Source organism: Massilia sp. 01N417, from assembly GCF_056399645.1.
This window is the reverse complement of record NZ_JBFTRS010000003.1, coordinates 243,785-260,288: the sequence shown is the minus strand read 5'-3', so window position 1 is coordinate 260,288 and position 16,504 is coordinate 243,785. Positions and strand designations below refer to the sequence as shown.

17 protein-coding genes are annotated in these 16,504 nt (G+C 67.8%); 5 read left to right on the top strand and 12 right to left on the bottom strand.

The window, feature by feature from the left end; genetic code table 11:
* Position 1: 1 nt before the first annotated feature.
* Positions 2-1,801 carry a DUF3857 domain-containing transglutaminase family protein gene (locus AC1DOQ_RS04980; RefSeq protein ID WP_477360861.1) on the bottom strand — a complete coding sequence of 600 codons (1,800 nt, stop codon included), beginning with the start codon at positions 1,799-1,801 and terminating at the stop codon, positions 2-4.
* Positions 1,802-1,898: 97 nt separating this feature from the next.
* On the opposite strand from AC1DOQ_RS04980, the gene AC1DOQ_RS04975 reads away from it, so the two are divergent.
* Positions 1,899-2,996, top strand: a complete 1,098-nt coding sequence (locus tag AC1DOQ_RS04975; protein ID WP_477360859.1) for a patatin-like phospholipase domain-containing protein — start codon at positions 1,899-1,901, stop codon at positions 2,994-2,996.
* A gap of 1 nt (position 2,997) precedes the next feature.
* Here the strand turns inward: AC1DOQ_RS04975 and AC1DOQ_RS04970 are convergent, their stop codons facing one another.
* Positions 2,998-3,636, bottom strand: a complete 639-nt coding sequence (locus AC1DOQ_RS04970) for a hypothetical protein (RefSeq protein WP_477360857.1) — start codon at positions 3,634-3,636, stop codon at positions 2,998-3,000.
* A gap of 108 nt (positions 3,637-3,744) precedes the next feature.
* On the opposite strand from AC1DOQ_RS04970, the gene ychF reads away from it, so the two are divergent.
* Complete coding sequence (gene ychF, locus AC1DOQ_RS04965; protein WP_441934895.1) at positions 3,745-4,836, top strand: redox-regulated ATPase YchF; 1,092 nt, start codon at positions 3,745-3,747, stop codon at positions 4,834-4,836.
* Between the two features lie 53 nt (positions 4,837-4,889).
* Here ychF and AC1DOQ_RS04960 read toward each other — a convergent pair whose 3' ends face one another.
* Positions 4,890-5,657 (bottom strand): helix-turn-helix transcriptional regulator, encoded by a 768-nt coding sequence (locus tag AC1DOQ_RS04960; RefSeq protein WP_477360855.1) that lies wholly within the window; start codon positions 5,655-5,657, stop codon positions 4,890-4,892.
* A 90-nt stretch (positions 5,658-5,747) separates the two neighbouring features.
* On the opposite strand from AC1DOQ_RS04960, the gene AC1DOQ_RS04955 reads away from it, so the two are divergent.
* The gene (locus tag AC1DOQ_RS04955) at positions 5,748-6,518 is read left to right on the top strand and encodes a class I SAM-dependent methyltransferase (RefSeq protein ID WP_477360853.1); all 771 of its coding nucleotides are present in this window, start codon (positions 5,748-5,750) and stop codon (positions 6,516-6,518) included.
* 16 nt (positions 6,519-6,534) lie between these two features.
* Here AC1DOQ_RS04955 and AC1DOQ_RS04950 read toward each other — a convergent pair whose 3' ends face one another.
* A complete protein-coding gene (locus tag AC1DOQ_RS04950; RefSeq protein ID WP_477360851.1) occupies positions 6,535-7,611 on the bottom strand; it encodes a tartrate dehydrogenase in 1,077 nt (358 codons plus the stop codon).
* Positions 7,612-7,737: 126 nt separating this feature from the next.
* On the opposite strand from AC1DOQ_RS04950, the gene AC1DOQ_RS04945 reads away from it, so the two are divergent.
* Positions 7,738-8,649, top strand: coding sequence for a LysR family transcriptional regulator (locus AC1DOQ_RS04945; protein ID WP_477360849.1), 912 nt, complete (start codon positions 7,738-7,740; stop codon positions 8,647-8,649).
* A complete protein-coding gene (locus tag AC1DOQ_RS04940; protein WP_477360847.1) occupies positions 8,631-9,092 on the top strand; it encodes a hypothetical protein in 462 nt (153 codons plus the stop codon). The genes AC1DOQ_RS04945 and AC1DOQ_RS04940 overlap by 19 nt, the downstream gene beginning before the upstream one ends.
* Before the next feature lie 9 nt (positions 9,093-9,101).
* On the opposite strand, the gene AC1DOQ_RS04935 is transcribed toward AC1DOQ_RS04940, so the two are convergent.
* The 8 genes from AC1DOQ_RS04935 to AC1DOQ_RS04900 are packed head-to-tail and all read right to left on the bottom strand — an operon-like array spanning position 9,102 to position 16,500.
* Positions 9,102-10,028 carry an ACP S-malonyltransferase gene (locus AC1DOQ_RS04935; RefSeq protein ID WP_477360845.1) on the bottom strand — a complete coding sequence of 309 codons (927 nt, stop codon included), beginning with the start codon at positions 10,026-10,028 and terminating at the stop codon, positions 9,102-9,104.
* Between the two features lie 2 nt (positions 10,029-10,030).
* Positions 10,031-10,900 carry a triphosphoribosyl-dephospho-CoA synthase MdcB gene (mdcB, locus tag AC1DOQ_RS04930; protein ID WP_477360843.1) on the bottom strand — a complete coding sequence of 290 codons (870 nt, stop codon included), beginning with the start codon at positions 10,898-10,900 and terminating at the stop codon, positions 10,031-10,033.
* Positions 10,893-11,576, bottom strand: a complete 684-nt coding sequence (mdcG, locus tag AC1DOQ_RS04925) for a malonate decarboxylase holo-[acyl-carrier-protein] synthase (protein WP_477360841.1) — start codon at positions 11,574-11,576, stop codon at positions 10,893-10,895. Before mdcG ends, mdcB begins: the two co-directional genes overlap by 8 nt.
* Entirely contained in the window at positions 11,560-12,276 is a 717-nt protein-coding gene (mdcE, locus tag AC1DOQ_RS04920) for a biotin-independent malonate decarboxylase subunit gamma (protein ID WP_477360839.1), read from the bottom strand. The genes mdcG and mdcE overlap by 17 nt, the downstream gene beginning before the upstream one ends.
* Positions 12,273-13,172, bottom strand: a complete 900-nt coding sequence (locus AC1DOQ_RS04915; protein ID WP_477360837.1) for a biotin-independent malonate decarboxylase subunit beta — start codon at positions 13,170-13,172, stop codon at positions 12,273-12,275. The genes mdcE and AC1DOQ_RS04915 overlap by 4 nt, the downstream gene beginning before the upstream one ends.
* Positions 13,169-13,480 carry a malonate decarboxylase acyl carrier protein gene (mdcC, locus tag AC1DOQ_RS04910; protein ID WP_477360835.1) on the bottom strand — a complete coding sequence of 104 codons (312 nt, stop codon included), beginning with the start codon at positions 13,478-13,480 and terminating at the stop codon, positions 13,169-13,171. Before mdcC ends, AC1DOQ_RS04915 begins: the two co-directional genes overlap by 4 nt.
* 2 nt (positions 13,481-13,482) lie before the next feature.
* Positions 13,483-15,150, bottom strand: a complete 1,668-nt coding sequence (gene mdcA / locus AC1DOQ_RS04905; RefSeq protein ID WP_477360833.1) for a malonate decarboxylase subunit alpha — start codon at positions 15,148-15,150, stop codon at positions 13,483-13,485.
* Positions 15,151-16,500, bottom strand: coding sequence for a TRAP transporter large permease (locus AC1DOQ_RS04900; RefSeq protein ID WP_477360831.1), 1,350 nt, complete (start codon positions 16,498-16,500; stop codon positions 15,151-15,153).
* Positions 16,501-16,504 lie beyond the last annotated feature (4 nt).

Here is a 16,504-nt window from a genome sequence, read left to right as displayed (position 1 = left end):
GTCAACTGCCGGCGACCACGATCTGGCTGCGCAGGTCGCGGACGATGCGCTCGAGCGCCGGCTGCATGGCGCGGAAGTCGGCCGGGGTGCAGGTGGGGCGGCCATGGCGGAAGGTCAGGCGGCGCCCGACCACGACCTCGCTGCCGCGCCGCGCGTAACGGGCGCGATAATAAATGCCGCCGTCCATCAGCTGCACCGGGCGCGGCATGGCGAGGATGCGCACCCCCTTCGGGAAGCGGAAGCCGGTTTCGTCCTCGATGTCGATGGCCGGGCAGACGAAGTCCTGGCGCCGCTCGCTCTCTTCGCCGAGCTTGAACACGGCCTGGCCGAGTCCGCCCCAGAGATCGTGGGTGGTGGCCAGCCCGCTCGGGCCGGGCAGCTCGAGGAAACCGCCGCTGGTGCCGGAAAAGGACAGCCGGACTTCGTCGCCGCCGCCGCTGGCTGTCTTGCTCGACTTGAAGCGGCTCTGGCCGTCGCGGCGGATGTCGAACCAGGTCGCGGTGCGGTTGCGCTCGGGCTGCAGGATCGGCGTCATCGCAAAGGTCCCGGTCTTCAGCAGCAGCACCGGCTTGCCGAGGATGCCGGCGGGCAGATAGCCCGCGCCCAACATCTCCGCCGTCGGATCCAGGTAGAGGCCGAGGCTCGGCACCCAGGTGATCATGTGGTTGAGCACGCCCAGGGTCGGGGCGTCCGGCAGGCGGTAGGCATTGCCGTTGTTGACCAGCGCGCCGCTACTGTCGATGCCGGCCGCGGCCAGCAGGGCTTCCAGCAGGCCGGCGTGGTCCTTGCAGTCGCCGTAGCGGTTATCGAGCACGGTGGCGGCCGGATGCGGCACCACGCCGCCCGGCCCCACGTGGACGCCCACGTAACGGATGTTGTGCCTGACCCAGTCCGACAGCGCCAGCGCGCGGGCGCGCGCGTCCGGCAGCCCGGCCGTCAGCTGGCGCGCCAGAGCCGTGATGGCTGCCGACGGCCGGGCCTTGCCGGCGGCGCGCGCGGCACCGAGGCGGAAGGCGCGCGCGAAGGCGGCGTAATTGGGAAAGGTCGAGACCGCCAAGCGCTTGCCGTAGTCGAGGTAGCTGACCGAGCCGGCTTCCAGGCGATCGTTGTCGCCGTTCACGTAGCGCCACTGGTAGCGCCGGCGCCCCGGCGGACTGTCGCCCGGCACCGGCACGAAGCCGACCGCGTCCGCATGCAGCGGCATCGAGGCCGGCATGTCGTAGATCAGCAGGTAATTCCTGTTGAGGTAGAAGGATGCGGACGAGAGGTGTTCGAAGTGGCCGGGGAACAGCGCCGCCTTGCGCCTCAGCACGTAGCGCAGCGCCAGCCGGTCGCCCACCGCCGCCTCGGGAAACACCACGACTTTCAGGCGCGTGTCCTGGAACATCGGCGCTTCGCCGCTTGCACTCGCCGCTTCCTGCTGGTCCTGCACCTGGCCGGGTTGCGCCGCCACCCGCCGGCCGTCCGGCTTGATGGTCCAGGCCTCGATCGACAGCACCTCGTCCAGGCTGCGGTTGTAGCTGATCGTGGCCTGGCCGTGGGCACGCAGGGCGCGCTGCTGGAGGATGGTCTTGGCAAGCTCGACGCTGAGCCGGTAGCCGCCGTCGGGCTCGACCACGTAGTGCTGGATGAAGCGGTCGACGACCACGGCCGGATCGGTGCCGGTATCGCGCGCCCGCGCAGGGGCGCCGGCGAGCACCAGGGCCAGCAGCAACAGCAAGCCGGCCAGCGCCGGCATGCCAGGCGCCCAGGCCGGGCAGGGCGCGATAGCGGACTGTGCTGTGTAGCGGCGGGCGGTCATGCGGCTTCCACGAAGTGAGCGATCGGACCATGTTACGAAGGCCGACCTGGTGGCCCTTGAGCGAACGCAAGCGCGCTCTTCCTGCGATAATTTCGGGATGAGCGCACTAAGCTTCCACGCCGGGCCGCTGGCCCTGGCCCAGATCCGCACGCATGGCCTGCGCGCCGGCGACATCGCGGTCGTTCCCGCCGCCGCCGGCGGCCCCAAGGGATTGATCTTCCGCTCGCTCGACCAGTGGGTGTTCGGCGAGTGGTTCCCAAGCGCGCCGCGCGAGCGCACCCTGATCGGCTCCTCGATCGGCGCCTGGCGCATGGCGGCCGCCTGCCAGAAGGATCCGGTCAAGGCTTTCGCCCGCCTGGGCGAGCTCTACAGCGGCCAGCGCTATACCAGCACGAAGCCCTCGCAGGAACAGATCGACGAAGTGGTGCAAGGGCTATTGGGAGAATTCGTGCGCGGCCACGAGGACGACATCGTCAACCACCCGCAGCACCGCCTGCACCTGCTGACCGTGCGCGGCAAGCGCTCCCTGGCCGCGCCCGGGCACCGGTACGCGGAAATGAAGGGGTTCGCGGCGGCGGCGCTGCACAACCTGGCATCGCGTGACCGCCTGGCCCAGCTGATGGACCGCGTCGTGATCGGCGACATGCGCAGCGCCGCCCCTTGGCTGCGCGAGAAGTTCGACAGCTTCGCCACCCACTTTTCGCCGCTGACGCGCGAGAACCTGGCGTCCGGCCTGCTGGCTTCCGGCACCCTGCCGATGCTGATGAAGCCGGTGCGCGACATCGCCGGGGCGCCGCAGGGCCATTACTGGGACGGCGGCATCGTCGACTACAACCTGGCGCTGCCTTACACGCGTATCGCGGCACAGGAGCCGGGGGCGATCGTGCTCTACCCGCATTTCAGCGAACACATCGTGCCGGGCTGGCTGGACAAGGCACTGCCCTGGCGCCGCGCCACGCGCGGACCGAACCGCGGCTGGCTGGACAATGTGCTGATCGTGGCGCCGAGCCCGGAATTCCTCGGCAAACTGCCGCGCGGGAAACTGATCGACCGTAGCGACTTCAAGTTCTACGGCCTCAACCACGATGCGCGGATTCTTGCCTGGAAACAGGCGATGGACGAGGGCGAGCGACTGCGCGACGAGTTCGCGGCGTTCGTGAACATGCCGGATTTGTCGCGCATTCGTCCGTTTTGACTCAGCCGCGGTTGGGATCCTTGTCGGCCCGCCGGGCTTCTTCCGCAGCGTGCGCCGCAGCGGCCGCCTCGGCGAATGCCTTCGTGTATTCCTCGAGCCCATCGATCTCGATGCCTGCCTTCTTGTAGCGTACCCATGGGTCGGCCCAGGGATAGCTGAACCCTTCGGGCATCCGGTCCGCCAGGTTTGCGGCGGTGAGCCTGGCGTCTTCTTCCTTCGTGACGAGCGCGCGGCAGGTCGTCGCGTCAAGCAGTTTCATGACGCGATCGAGGAGTTGTTCGATCGGCAGCCTTGTCGGTGGAATCTCCGAATCGATCAGCAACTTCATGATGGTTGCGACCGGAATGGCATGTTCCTTGATGAGCTTTTCGCCGCTGGCCAATCTTGCGGCGTTGGACATCGGCATCGGAAGCCTGCTCATGAACGTCAGGCGGACGTGGTACATCCTGATGAGGAAATTAATGGCCAGCTGGCAGTCGTTGCGCGTTCCAATCCCGTCGACGTTATATAACTGCACGGAATTGATGATGTGCGCGGCGATGCCGCGAAGCGTGAGGCCTTCATAGCTCTTGTAGGCGTCTTTCGCTGGAATCGATGGCATGTCGTGGTGTGTTTGCAATGCGGAAACATATTGTGCCATTCGCGGTGCAGCAACGCTAAACATATCGCGTTAGAACCTGATTGCGATCTTTCGTGCCTGGCGGGGTTACAATACGAGGTTTCGTAAATTCGATCCTGAAAGCTTCCCATGAGTCTCAAATGCGGCATCGTCGGCCTGCCCAACGTCGGCAAGTCCACCCTGTTCAACGCCCTGACCAAGGCCGGCATCCCGGCTGAAAACTATCCGTTCTGCACCATCGAGCCGAACGTCGGCGTGGTCGAGGTGCCGGATCCGCGCATGCAGGCGCTGGCCGATATCGTCAAACCGGAACGCATGGTCAACGCGATCGTCGAATTTGTCGACATCGCCGGCCTGGTGGCGGGTGCGTCGAAGGGCGAGGGCCTGGGCAACCAGTTCCTGTCCCACATCCGCGAGACCGATGCGATCGTCAACGTGGTGCGCTGCTTCGAAGACGACAACGTCATTCACGTTGCCGGCAAGGTCAGCCCGCTGGACGACATCGAAGTGATCCAGACCGAACTGGCGCTGGCCGACATGGGCGCCGTCGAAAAGGCGATCCACCGCGAGAACAAGAAGGCGCGCTCGGGCGACAAGGATGCGGCCAAGCTGGTCGCGATCTGCGAGCGCCTGATGCCGCACCTGAACGAAGGCAAGCCGGTGCGCACCGCCGGCCTCGATGCGGACGAGATGGCCATGATCAAGACGCTGTGCCTGATCACCGCCAAGCCGGCCATGTTCGTGGCCAACGTGTCCGACACCGGCTTCACCAACAACCCGCTGCTCGACCAGTTGACCGAATACGCGAAAGCACAGAACGCACCGATCGTGGCGATTTCCGCCGCCATCGAAGCGGAGATCGCCGACCTCGACGACGCCGACAAGGCCGCCTTCCTGTCCGACATGGGCATGGAAGAGCCGGGCCTGGACCGCCTGATCCGCGCCGCCTACAAGCTGCTCGGCCTGCAGACCTACTTCACGGCCGGCGTCAAGGAAGTGCGCGCCTGGACCATCCATGTCGGCGATACCGCCCCGCAGGCAGCCGGTGTGATCCACACCGACTTCGAACGCGGCTTCATCCGCGCGCAGACGATTTCCTACGATGACTACATTGCCTACAAGGGCGAGGCTGGTGCGAAGGAAGCCGGCAAGATGCGCGCCGAGGGCAAGGAATACGTGGTCAAGGATGGGGATGTGCTGAACTTCCTGTTCAACGTCTGACCCATCCCGATCGTCAAACCCGGCATCTTGCGATGCCGGGTTTTTTTACGCCCTCAATACGGCGCCAGGCATACCAGCTTGATTTCCAGTTGTAATGCCACCAGCAGCGTCGTCTGCAGGAACGTCAGCTCGCCCTGTGCCGGATGATTGAACTGGCGCTCGCCGCCTTCCCGCCCCAGCACATCCTGCCGGTCCCAGCATTGCGCAAACAGGCCGCTCTCCCTGCACAAGTCGTCGACCAGCGCCTTCATGGTCGCGTCTCCCGGCCGGCGATGAAAGTCGGCCCGGAACTCGGCCGCCAGCCGTTCCGCACGCGGCTGCCAGTCCGCGATCAGCAGCCGCGCGGCGGGTGACAGGAAGACGTAGCGGAGCAGGTTGCGGTCTTGTGCGGCCTCGTCCAGCCAACCGACGAACAAGTCGGCCGCCGCGGCGTTCCAGGCCCTGGCCGTCCAGGTGTGGTCCAGCAGGTAGGCCGGCGCGGACACGAGCCCTGGCAGCGGGAGCAGGGCGGGGGACAGGTCGTCGACGTGTTCGCCGCCGGCCTGCGGATCTTTTTTGCCGGCCAGGTCAAACAGCGATGCCCGCTCCGCCGCGGACAACTGCAGCGCTTCGGCCAGGCGCGCCAATGCGCCGGCGGAAGCGCGCACCTCGCGGCCCTGTTCCAGCCAGGTGATCCAGGTGACGCCGAGGCCGGCCGCATCGGCCAGTTCCTCGCGCCGCAGCCCCGGCGTGCGCCGTCGGCCCGGCCTGGCCGGCGTCAGGCGCTCCCGATGCGCGCGGATGAATGTTCCGAGCAGGCGGCGTTGTTCTTCGTCGTTCATGGCGCAATTTATACCAGGATAAATAGGCTCCTTGTAACAGTAATGTGGATTCAACACAATGTGTTTTCACCTGACCTTACCGGAGCCAACATGCATCCCGATACCCATCACGCCGCCGTCCTCGAACAATACGATTCCCGCGCCCAGGCCTACCTGTCCAGCGCCGTTCACGCCCAGGGCGAGGACCTGGAGTCGATGGCCGCCCTGGTCGGACCGCGTCCAGAGGCCATTGCGCTGGACATGGGTTGCGGCGGCGGCCATGTCGCGTTCCGGCTGGCCGGCCTGGTGGACAAGGTGGTTGCCTACGACTTGTCGGCCGCCATGCTGGAAACCGTCGCGGCGGAGGCGGGCAGGCGCGGACTGGGGAACATCGTCACCAAACAGGGCGCGGCCGAGGCGCTTCCCTGTCCGCCCGCGTCCTTCGACATCGTCGCCACCCGCTACAGCGCGCATCACTGGGACGACTTCACGGCAGGCCTGGCGCAGATGCACCGGGTCCTGAAGCCCGATGGACTGGCGCTCTTCGCGGACGTCGTCTCGCCTGGCCTGCCCTTGCTGGACACCTGGCTGCAGACCATGGAGCTGTTGCGCGACCCTTCGCACGTGCGCAATGCATCGCTGGACGAATGGAAGGCCACGCTGGCGTCCCTCGGCTTCGAGGTCGCGCAGGTCGCGACGTATAAACTGCGGCTGGCGTTCGCGCCATGGATCGAAAGGATGAAGACGCCCGCCGGCCATGCGGCCGCGATCCGTTCGCTGCAGCGGCGCGCAAGCACCGCTGTCGTCGACTATTTCGAGATCGGCGAGGACGGCAGCTTCACCGTCGATACGGCCTTGATCGCAGCCCGCAAGGTGGGATGAATGCAGGCAGGCCGGATCACAGCGCCGCGGCAATCGCCTTGCCGACCTCGGTCGTATTCGCCGAGCCACCGAGGTCCGGCGTCTTCGGCCCCTGCGCCAGCACCAGTTCGATCGCCTTCATGATGGCGTCATTCGCCGCCTGGTAACGCTCGTCGCCGTTGCCGAGGAATTCCAGCATCATCGCGCCGGACCAGATCATGCCGATCGGATTGGCGATGTTCTTGCCGTAGATGTCGGGTGCGGAACCGTGCACCGGTTCGAACAGCGAGGGGAAGCTGCGGTCCGGGTTCAGGTTGGCCGACGGTGCGATGCCGATGGTGCCGGTGCAGGCCGGGCCCAGGTCCGACAGGATGTCGCCGAACAGGTTGGAGGCGACCACGACGTCGAAGCGTTCCGGCGACAGCACGAAGCGGGCGCACAGGATGTCGATGTGGTACTTGTCCCACTTCACCTCCGGATAGGACCCGGCCATCGCTTCGACCCGCTGGTCCCAGTAGGGCATGCTGATCGAGATGCCGTTCGACTTGGTGGCGGAAGTCAGGTGTTTTTTCGGACGGCTCTGGGCCAGGTCGAAGGCGTACTTCAGGATGCGGTCGGTGCCCTTGCGGGTGAACACGGCATCCTGCACCACGAATTCGCGATCGGTGCCTTCGAACATCTTGCCGCCCACGGACGAGTATTCGCCCTCGGTGTTTTCGCGCACCACGTAAAAATCGATGTCGCCCGGCTTGCGGTTGGCCAGCGGGCTCGGCACGCCGGGCATCAGGCGCACCGGTCGCAGGTTGACGTACTGGTCGAATTCGCGGCGGAACTTCAGCAGCGAGCCCCACAGGGAGATATGGTCGGGGACCAGGTTGGGCATGCCGGCGGCGCCGAAATAGATGGCGTCGAAGCCTTCGAGCTGCTGGCGCCAGTCGTCCGGCATCATCTGGCCATGCTCGAGGTAGTAGTCGCAGTTGGCCCAGGCCATGGTCGTGAATTCGAGGTCGAGGCCGAAGCGGGCGGCGGCGGCTTCCAGCACGCGCAGGCCTTCCGGCATCACTTCGTTGCCGATGCCGTCGCCGGCGATGACTGCAATCTTCTGCTTCTTCATGATGATTCCTTGGACAGGGTTGACGTTGGCTAGCATCATATCGAATACGATCGAGCATATAATCGGCAGATTCGTGAATCGAAAAGACACGAAACGTAAATAATCCCCCCGATGCTTCTCGTTCCCATGCGCCCAGATCTCCATGCCAGCCGCTCCCTGCTGGAAGACCTCAAGCTCTTCTGCACCGTCGTCAGGAAACACAGCTTTTCCGCGACGGCGCTTGAACTCGGGGTCTCGAATGCCTTCGTCAGCAAGCGCATCGCGGTGCTCGAACAAACCCTCGGGGTGCGCCTGCTGCACCGGACCACGCGCACGCTGGCCCTGACCGACCACGGCACCGTGGTCCACCAGTGGGCGTTGCGGATCCAGGAAGACGTCGACCAGCTGGGCGAGGCCATTTCGCAAAAGGGGAGTACGCCGCGCGGGCTGCTGCGCCTGTGTACCAGTTCCGGCTTCGGGCGCAACCGCGTCGGCCAGGCCGTCTCCGCGCTGGCGCGCAAGTATCCCGAGCTGGAAGTGCAGCTCGAGCTGCTGGACCGGCCGATCGACCTGATCGCCGAGGGCTTCCACCTCGACATCCGGGTGGGGCAGGTGCAGGAGCCGCACCTGATCGCGCGCCGCATCGCCAGGAACCAGCGCGTGCTGTGCGCCGCGCCGGCCTATCTCGAACGCCACGGCATGCCGCGCCAGCTGGCCGAACTGGCGCAGCACCAGTGCATCGTGATCCGCGAGCGCGACCAGGACTTCGGCCGCTGGAAGCTCAGCGGGCCGGCCGGCGAGGAATCCGTGCGCGTCAAAGGGGCGCTCTCGACCAATAACGGCGAACTGGTGCACCAGTGGGCGATCGACGGCCACGGCATCATCCTGCGCTCGATCTGGGACGTCGGCCGCAGCCTGGACGACGGGCGCCTGGCGAGGGTGCTGCCGGACTACGCGCAGGAAGCCGACGTCTGGGCGATCTATCCGGCGCGGCTGGGAACGACGGCCAATGTGCGCGTCTGCGTCGCCTTTCTGGAAGAGTGGCTGAACGCGTCCTGAGTTTATACGGGCTGGATCGCCACGACCACCCAGGCCAGCCCGCCATCGTCGTGCCGTCCGGCCGCCAGTACAACGCCGTGAACAACGTCGGCTGGTCCTTCAATCCGCTCGACCAGAGCTGGGGCAACTACTGGTCCGATCCCTGTTACACGGGCGGCGACATCTTCATGCAGGGCTGCCGCATCGACAACAGCGTCATCGACAAGCGCAGCGTCGGCCCGGTCAGCCTGCAGCTCGACTACGGGGCGGGCGAGCAGGCGGGCGGCGGCACGCGCGGTTCGACCTTCGGCGGCGGCATCATGTATTCGAAGGACGGCCTTGGGCTGGGCGCGTCCTGGGCCGCCGGCAAGGCGACCACCTATATCGGCAGGATGGGGCACCACGAAAGCGCCGGCGATGCGTGCGTCCTCATCTCCTACATCGGCTTGCGCCACCAGTTCTGACGACCGGTGTCAGGCCTGGGCCGCGACCCAGGCCGCAATGCCCTTCACGCTGCGGAAATCCGCCACCGAGCGGCAGGCGATCTGCGGATGCCGTTCGCGCAGCATGCGCGACAGCGCGCTGCCGGGACCCAGCTCCAGGGCGACGTCGATGCGCGCCTCGAGCATCGCGTCCAGGCACTCGGTCCAGCGGATCGTGGTTGCCGTCTGCAGCGCGAGCAGCTCGGCCGCCTGTGCGGCGTCGTGCACGGCGGACGCGCTCACGCCCGCCAGCAGCGGCAGGGCAGGGGCGGCGGCATGCTCCCCCAGCAGGCTGCGCAGCGGATCGACGGCGCTCGCCAGCAGGCCGGTATGCGACGCCACCGTGATCGGCAAGGGTTTATATGTTGCGCCCATCGAAGGCGCGAGTGCCGCCAGGCGGTCCAGGTTTGCGCGCAGGCCGCCGGCAACCAGGGCGCCGGGCGTGTCGATGGCCGCTTCGCAGCCGGCTTGCCGGACGAGGTCCAGCGCGGCTTGCGATGTGAGCCCGGAGACCGCCGCCATGCCTTGTTCGCCGGCGCTTGCCGCGGCTTCGCTCATGATCGCGGCGCGCCGCGAGGCAATGGCGACCGCTCGCTCCAGCGGCAGGGCGCCGGCGATCGCATAGGCGCTGACTTCGCCGACGCTATAGCCGGCCACCAGGGCAGGGCGCGGCAGGTGTTCGGCCAGCATGGTCCAGGCCATCAGGGTGGCGGCTACCACCAGCGGCTGGGCGCAGAAGTTGTCGAACATGGCCGAGGGGTGAGAGAGCAGGTCCCGCAATGGCTTCTCCGCCACCGGACCGCCGGCATCGCGCAGCCAGGCTTCGGCCTGGCCGAAGGCTGCCTGGTCGCCACTTGCGAGGCCGAACATCGCCGGGCTTTGCGCGCCCTGTCCGGGGCAGAGGATGGCCAGCCGCATCGTCAGGGCGCTCCCTCGGTCGCCAGGGAATGGACGAAGCAGGTCGCGGCCAGCAGGTCGGCCGCGCCGCCGGGCGACAGGCGGTGCGCGACGAAACGGTGGTGCGCCGCCACCGCGTCCTCCTCCCAGTCGCCGGCCGCGGTGCCGCCGCGCTCCAGGAAACGCAGGGAGGTGTCGCGCACGATGCGCGCCCCTTCGGCGCCGCCGCGGTGATACACGTTCGTATCGGACAGCCCGGCCATCAGTGTGAACAGGGTGTCGATGCGGGCGCAGCGCAGGCCGCGCCCGGCCGCCAGCGTGCGGCGCAGGGTGGGCAGGGCCAGTTCGAAAATCGCGGGAAAGCCGGCCGCCGCCTGTTCGCGCGCGCCCGGCGCCGCGTGACGGCTGCGGACCCGCGCACCGTTCGATGCGGCCGGCCCGCGGTAACCGGCCAGCGCGTCGCCCCAGCGCTCCGCAAGCGTCGCGCGCAGCAGCTCCGGCTGCCAGGACAGCCCAGCCGCACGCCCGGCCGCCGCGCACAGCAGGCCGAGCGAAAAGATCGCCCCGCGATGCGTGTTGATGCCGCCGGTGGCCAGCAGCATGCGCCGTTCCGCTTCGATGCCGAGCCGGCGCAGGGTCTCGAATCCGTTGCCGCTGGCGCCGGCCAGCGCGATGTCGAGGAAGTAGCGGCGCAGCGAGAACAGGCTGCGGACAAACGTCGAGGCGTCCATGTCGTCGTGGCTGCCGGTATCCACCAGCGACACCAGGCCGGGCTTGGGATACAGCGCCAGTTCCTGGTACAGGCTGCGCACCGCGTGGCGCGCGACGATGGCGCCGGCCGCGGTGGCGTCCGGGACCGCGTGGCCGCGCGCGAGCAGGCAGGCCTCAGCCATGACGGCCGCCGTCCGTGCCGAACTGGGCGAGCAGGGCGTCGCGCCGCAGCAGCGCCACGGAATTCAGGTGCTTGGCCAGCACGCGATCGAGTCGATTCGCCTGCGGCGCATCGGTGCCCAGCCACTCCTTCCAGGACACCGCATGGCCGGACGGGAATTCGATCTCGCCATCCAGCGGCAGGCTTTGTGCATGGCGCGCCAGCAGCGCCAGGCCGGCCTCGAGCTGGGCCGCGTCGAGGGGACGCAGCAGCAGGTCGATGTCCGAGCCGGCGCCGAGATAGCACTCGCCGCTCAGGGTCTGCATCGCCATCGAGCCGAACACCCGGCAGTCCACGCCCGCGGCGCGCAGCGCGATGCGCAGCTTGCGCAGGCCCGGCTGCCACGCTGCCGGCGCTTCGGCTTCGTCCAGTGCCAGCGCGCCTCGCGTTGCCGCGACCTCGCTGCGTTCGACGGCAAAGCCGAGCCGGATCTTCTGGCCGCTGTGCGGATCGGGCGGCGCGGGGATGCCCAGGCAGAGCAGGCCGGGCGGCGTATCGGGCTCGAGCCGGCGCACCACGGCCGGCAAGCCGCGCGCCTGCCAGCTTTGGGCCAGTTCGCGCGCCGCGCCGTCCAGGCCGCGCAGGACCGAGGCCCAGCCCCGGGGCGTCGGCCAGACCAGGTCATGCCGCCTGTACATCGGATCCCGTGCGTACCGCCTGCGCGACCGGGAAGGCCAGCTTGCGGCCGCCGCGTTCCAGGCCGACTTCGGCGCGGCGGTCTCCCGGTCCCGCCTGGGCCAGCGCATCCGCCAGCGCGGCCGCCAGGTTCTCGTGCCAGATCCCGGCCACGCCGCCCATGCGCAGGTAGTTTTCGGCGCCGGGTGCGAACACCGGGTTGTCCTCGGCCAGCTCTTCCAGCCGTTCCAGCGGCACCTTGGTGATGCGCGCCATGGCCGGCAGGCCCATCACGCGGATGGTGGCTTCGGGCAGGGCATAGCAGGCATCGGCGATCAGGCCGCTGGTGATGAAGCCGCCCGACAGCGCCTGGTCGTACACCAGGCCGACGATACGATGGCCGCTCCGCCGCGCCAGCTCGACGCACTTGCCCAGGTGGGCCATGTAGCTGTTGATGCCCAACATCTCGTCGCGGCGGCGCAGGCGCTGGCCTTCGGTGTCGACCAGGATCACGATCGACCGGCCCGGATGGCGCCTGACCGTGTCGAGGATGGCGCTGGCCTGCGCCAGTGCGATCTCGACGCCGATCGGCGTGTGCCCGGTGGTGCCGATCACGGTCACCGTCTTGCCGTCCACCTGGGCTTCGCCGCTCAGGAAGCGGTCGCGTTCGACGATGCGGTGTCCCTGCGGGAACAGGGCGTCCGCCACTTGTTGCCAGTTCATGATGCGGCTCCTTCACGGTGGCCGTCGGCCAGTTCGCGGAATGCGTCGATCTCGAGCAAGGGCACAGCCTGCGGCTCGTCGATGCCGAGGTCTTCCCAGATCTCCAGCGGATCGTCGAGCTTGCCGAAGCGTTCGAGGCGGCTGCCGAGCATGCGCTGCTCGGCCTCCAGCGCTTCGAGCGTCAGTCCGGTGCCCGCGCCGCGTGCCGCATCGGCCAGCCGCAGCGCCGCATCGCGGAAGGCTGTGACGTCGTCGGCCACGATGGCCTGGGCGTCGCCGATCAGGTAGCGGTGCTTGCCGCCGGTGACGCGCCAGACCAGGGCGCGGTCGCGGGCGTCGAATTCCTCGACGCCGCCGGCGGTCTCGATGACTTCCGGCCCCGACATCGCCAGCCGGCTTTCCTCGGAGATGACGACACCGTTGGTGCAGCGGGCCACGATGCCCATGCCGCCGAAGCAGCCGTTCGAGCCGCCCACCAGCGCGATCACCGGAATGCCGGCGGCGCGGGTGTCGAGCACGGCGCACATGACTTCCGACACGGCGATCAGGCCGGCGTTCGCTTCATGCAGGCGCACGCCGCCGGTCTCCAGCAGCAGCAGCACGGCGCCGGCATCTTCGTCGACGGCGCGGCGCAGCATGCCCACCAGCTTGGCGCCATGGACTTCGCCGACCGCGCCGCCCATGAAGCCGCCTTCCTGGGCGGCGATGAACACCTGCCGGCCCTGGATGCTGCCCTTGCCGACCACCACGCCGTCGTCGAAGGACACCGGCGCATCGAGCTGGTGGAGGTGGGGACTCACCACGCGTAGTTGCGGCGGCAGGAATTCCGTAAAACTGCCTTTGTCCAGCATGCCGGCGATGCGCTGGCGCGCGGTGGCTTCCTGGTAGCTGCTCATGAGGCCTCTCCCGTGATGGATTCGGCGGCCTGGTCGAGCCGCAGGCTGACCACCGCCGGCGTCGCGCCCATGTCGTTGATGGCTACGCGGACGTCGGCCAGCTGCCAGCGCTGGTGGAAGTCGCGCACCACCGCTTCCCAGATCGGGCCGAAGCCGTGGGCGGCGGTGCTGATCTCGATCGCGCAGGCGCCGTCCAGCGGCCGGCGTTCGATCAGGATCTCCAGGTTGCCGGAGCCGACCACGCCCACCAGGCGGGCACCGGTGATCCGGCGTTGGCCGCCGTTGAAATTGAATCGTAGGGTTTCCATGATTACCAGTTCCTGAACTGTTTGGGCGGCTTGTACAGGCCGTGGGATGCCCGCACCAGGTCCTTCATGTTCCTGGCCGCCAGCAGGTCGCGCGTGGCCAGCCGCTTGTCGATGCCGAGGTCCTCGGGCCGCTGGACGATGCCGCGGTCGCGCAGGTTTTCCACCATGCGCCGGTCGCGCGCCAGCCCGACCGGCGTGTAGCCGGCCACGCCGCGGATCGCCTGTTCGCGTTCCTCGGAGGTAGCGCACAGCAGCAGGTTGGCGATGCCTTCTTCCGTCAGGATGTGGGTGACGTCGTCGCCGTAGATCATCACCGGCGGGATCGCCATCTTCGCCTGTTCGGCCAGCTGCCAGGCGTCGAGGCGCTCGACGAAGGCCGGCTGCATGTGCTCGCGGAAGGTCTCGACCATCTGCACCACCAGCTTTTGTCCGCGCGGGATCACGTTCTTGCCGCGCCGCGCCTGTGCGCCGGCCTTCAGCCAGGCCGGGCTGGCGTGGCGGCGGCCGCGCGCGTCGGCGCCCATGTTCGGGGCGCCGCCGAAGCCGGAGATGCGGCCCAGGGTCGCCGTCGACGAATTGCCCTGCAAGTCGATCTGCAGGGTCGAGCCGATGAACATGTCGCAGGCGTAGTGGCCGGCCACCTGGGAGAAGGCGCGGTTGCTGCGCATGCTGCCGTCCGGGCCGACGAAGAACACGTCGGGGCGCGAGCGCACATAGTCTTCCATGCCGAGCTCGGAGCCGAAGGAGTGCACGGTCTCGACGAAGCCGGCCTCGATCGCCGGAATCAGGGCCGGGTGCGGGTTCAGCGCCCAGTTGCGGCCGATCTTGCCTTTCAGGCCCAGCGAGGCCGCATAGGTCGGCAGCAGAAGTTCGATGGCGGCGGTGTCGAAGCCGATGCCGTGGTTCAGGCGCTCGACTCCATATTCGGCATAGATGCCCTTGATGGCCATCATCGCCATCAGCACCTGGATCTCGGAGATCAAGGCCGGGTCGCGCGTGAACAGCGGCTCGATGTAGTGCGGGGTCGGCGCCGCCACCGCGAAGTCGACCCAGTCGGCCGGGATGTCGACGCGCGGCAGCACGTCGACGATCTCGTTCACCTGGGCGATCACGATGCCGCTCTTGAAGGCGGTGGCCTCGACGATGGCCGGCGTATCCTCGGTATTCGGGCCGGTGTACAGGTTGCCGTGGCGGTCGGCCGCCTGGGCCGCCACCAGCGCCACCTGCGGCGTCAGGTCGATGAAGTAGCGGCCGAACAGCTCCAGGTAGGTATGGATGGCGCCGATATTGATCTTCCCGCTCGACACCAGCTTGGCCAGGCGGCCGGCCTGCGGTCCGGAGAACGAGAAGTCGACGCGCGCGGCGATGCCCTTGTCGAACACGTCCAGGTGTTCCGGCAGGGCCAGCACCGACTGCAGCATGTGCAGGCCGTTGACCCGGCCGGGGTCGAGCGCGGCCAGGGTCCTGGCCAGGAAGTCGGCCTGCTTCTGGTTGTTCCCTTCCAGGCAGACGCGGTCGCCGCATTCGATCACCTGGTGCAGCAGTTCGCGCGCCAGGCCCGTGTCGACGATCTTGCCTTGCAGGCCGGCGCCCAGCTGCTCGCGCGCCCGCGCAAGGCGCCGCTCGCGGTTGGCGCGCTGGCGGTCCCAGCTTCTTTCGTTGTTACCCATCTAGCGCGCTCCCATGATCATGTCGGGCAGGGCGGTCGAGATCTGCGGGAAGAGGCACAGCAGGATCACCGCCACGAACATCAGCACCACGAAGGGCATCACGCCCCAGATCACGTCGGACAGCGGGATGTCCGGCGCGATGTTCTTGATGACGAAGATGTTCAGGCCCACCGGCGGGTGGATCAGGCCCATCTCCATCACGATGGTCATCACCACGCCGAACCAGATCAGGTCGAAGCCGGCTTCGCGCAGCGGCGGCAGGATGATGGGCGCGGTCATCAGGATGATCGATACCGGCGGCAGGAAGAAGCCGAACACGATCACCATCAGCAGGATCACGGACAGCAGCACCCACTTCGACAGGTGCAGCCCGACCACCCACTGGGCCGCCGACTGGCTGATGTGCAGGTAGCTCATCACGTAGGAATAGAGCAGGGACATGCCGATGATCATGAGGAGCATGGTCGACTCCTTGATCGTCGAGCTCAGGATCGGCCCGAGTTCCTTCGGCCGCCAGATGCCGTACACGACGGCCATCAGCACGATCGCCAGCAGGGCGCCCAGGCCGGCGGTTTCCGACGGCGTCGCATAGCCGCCGTACAGCGCGATCATCACGCCGGTCAGCAGGACCAGGAAGGGCAGCACGCGCGGCAGCATCTCGACCTTCTCCGCCAGCGTGTAGGTATGGGCGTCCAGGTAGGCCGACTTCTCGCCGCCGCGCTGGTAGAGCTCATGGGCCAGGCGGTATTCCTTGCGCGCCCGGTGCACGGCATAGCCGGCGAACAGCAGCACCAGCATCAGGCCGGGGCCGATACCGGCCAGGAACAGGCGGCCCAGCGACTGCTCGGCGGCCACCGCGTACAGGATCATCGTGATCGACGGCGGCAGCAGGATGCCGAGGGTGCCGCCGGCGGCGATGATGCCGGCCGCGAAGCCGGGCGAATAGCCGCGCTTGCGCATCTCGGGAATGCCGGCCGAGCCGATCGCCGAGCAGGTGGCGGGCGAGGAGCCCGCCATGGCGGCGAACAGCGCGCAGGCGAACACGTTGGCGATGCCGAGGCCGCCGGGCACCTTGTTCAGCCAGGCGTGGATGGCCGAGTACAGGTCGCGGCCTGCCGGCGACTTGCCGATCGCCGCGCCCTTCATGATGAAGAGCGGGATCGACAGCAGCGTGATCGATGCCATTTCCTCGTACACGTTCTGGGTGATCGTGTCGAGCGAGGACGCCGGCATGAAGAAGTACATGAACACGGTGGCGACCGCGCCCAGTGCGAAGGCGATAGGCATGCCCGAAAACATGACGACGAGCGTGGCGGCGGCGTAGCCGACGCCGAGGGAAAGTGCGCTCATGGGT

Bases quoted from the DNA above. Each gene is read 5' to 3' on its own strand.
- mdcB (WP_477360843.1), bottom strand. From the start codon at position 10,900: ATGGCTGAGGCCTGCCTGCTCGCGCGCGGCCACGCGGTCCCGGACGCC.
- AC1DOQ_RS04935 (WP_477360845.1), bottom strand. From the start codon at position 10,028: ATGCGGCTGGCCATCCTCTGCCCCGGACAGGGCGCGCAAAGCCCGGCG.
- AC1DOQ_RS04960 (WP_477360855.1), bottom strand. From the start codon at position 5,657: ATGAACGACGAAGAACAACGCCGCCTGCTCGGAACATTCATCCGCGCG.
- AC1DOQ_RS04980 (WP_477360861.1), bottom strand. From the start codon at position 1,801: ATGACCGCCCGCCGCTACACAGCACAGTCCGCTATCGCGCCCTGCCCG.
- AC1DOQ_RS04970 (WP_477360857.1), bottom strand. From the start codon at position 3,636: ATGGCACAATATGTTTCCGCATTGCAAACACACCACGACATGCCATCG.
- mdcE (WP_477360839.1), bottom strand. From the start codon at position 12,276: ATGAACTGGCAACAAGTGGCGGACGCCCTGTTCCCGCAGGGACACCGC.
- AC1DOQ_RS04975 (WP_477360859.1), top strand. From the start codon at position 1,899: ATGAGCGCACTAAGCTTCCACGCCGGGCCGCTGGCCCTGGCCCAGATC.
- AC1DOQ_RS04900 (WP_477360831.1), bottom strand. From the start codon at position 16,500: ATGAGCGCACTTTCCCTCGGCGTCGGCTACGCCGCCGCCACGCTCGTC.
- mdcA (WP_477360833.1), bottom strand. From the start codon at position 15,150: ATGGGTAACAACGAAAGAAGCTGGGACCGCCAGCGCGCCAACCGCGAG.
- mdcC (WP_477360835.1), bottom strand. From the start codon at position 13,480: ATGGAAACCCTACGATTCAATTTCAACGGCGGCCAACGCCGGATCACC.
- ychF (WP_441934895.1), top strand. From the start codon at position 3,745: ATGAGTCTCAAATGCGGCATCGTCGGCCTGCCCAACGTCGGCAAGTCC.
- AC1DOQ_RS04955 (WP_477360853.1), top strand. From the start codon at position 5,748: ATGCATCCCGATACCCATCACGCCGCCGTCCTCGAACAATACGATTCC.
- AC1DOQ_RS04915 (WP_477360837.1), bottom strand. From the start codon at position 13,172: ATGAGCAGCTACCAGGAAGCCACCGCGCGCCAGCGCATCGCCGGCATG.
- mdcG (WP_477360841.1), bottom strand. From the start codon at position 11,576: ATGTACAGGCGGCATGACCTGGTCTGGCCGACGCCCCGGGGCTGGGCC.
- AC1DOQ_RS04950 (WP_477360851.1), bottom strand. From the start codon at position 7,611: ATGAAGAAGCAGAAGATTGCAGTCATCGCCGGCGACGGCATCGGCAAC.
- AC1DOQ_RS04945 (WP_477360849.1), top strand. From the start codon at position 7,738: ATGCGCCCAGATCTCCATGCCAGCCGCTCCCTGCTGGAAGACCTCAAG.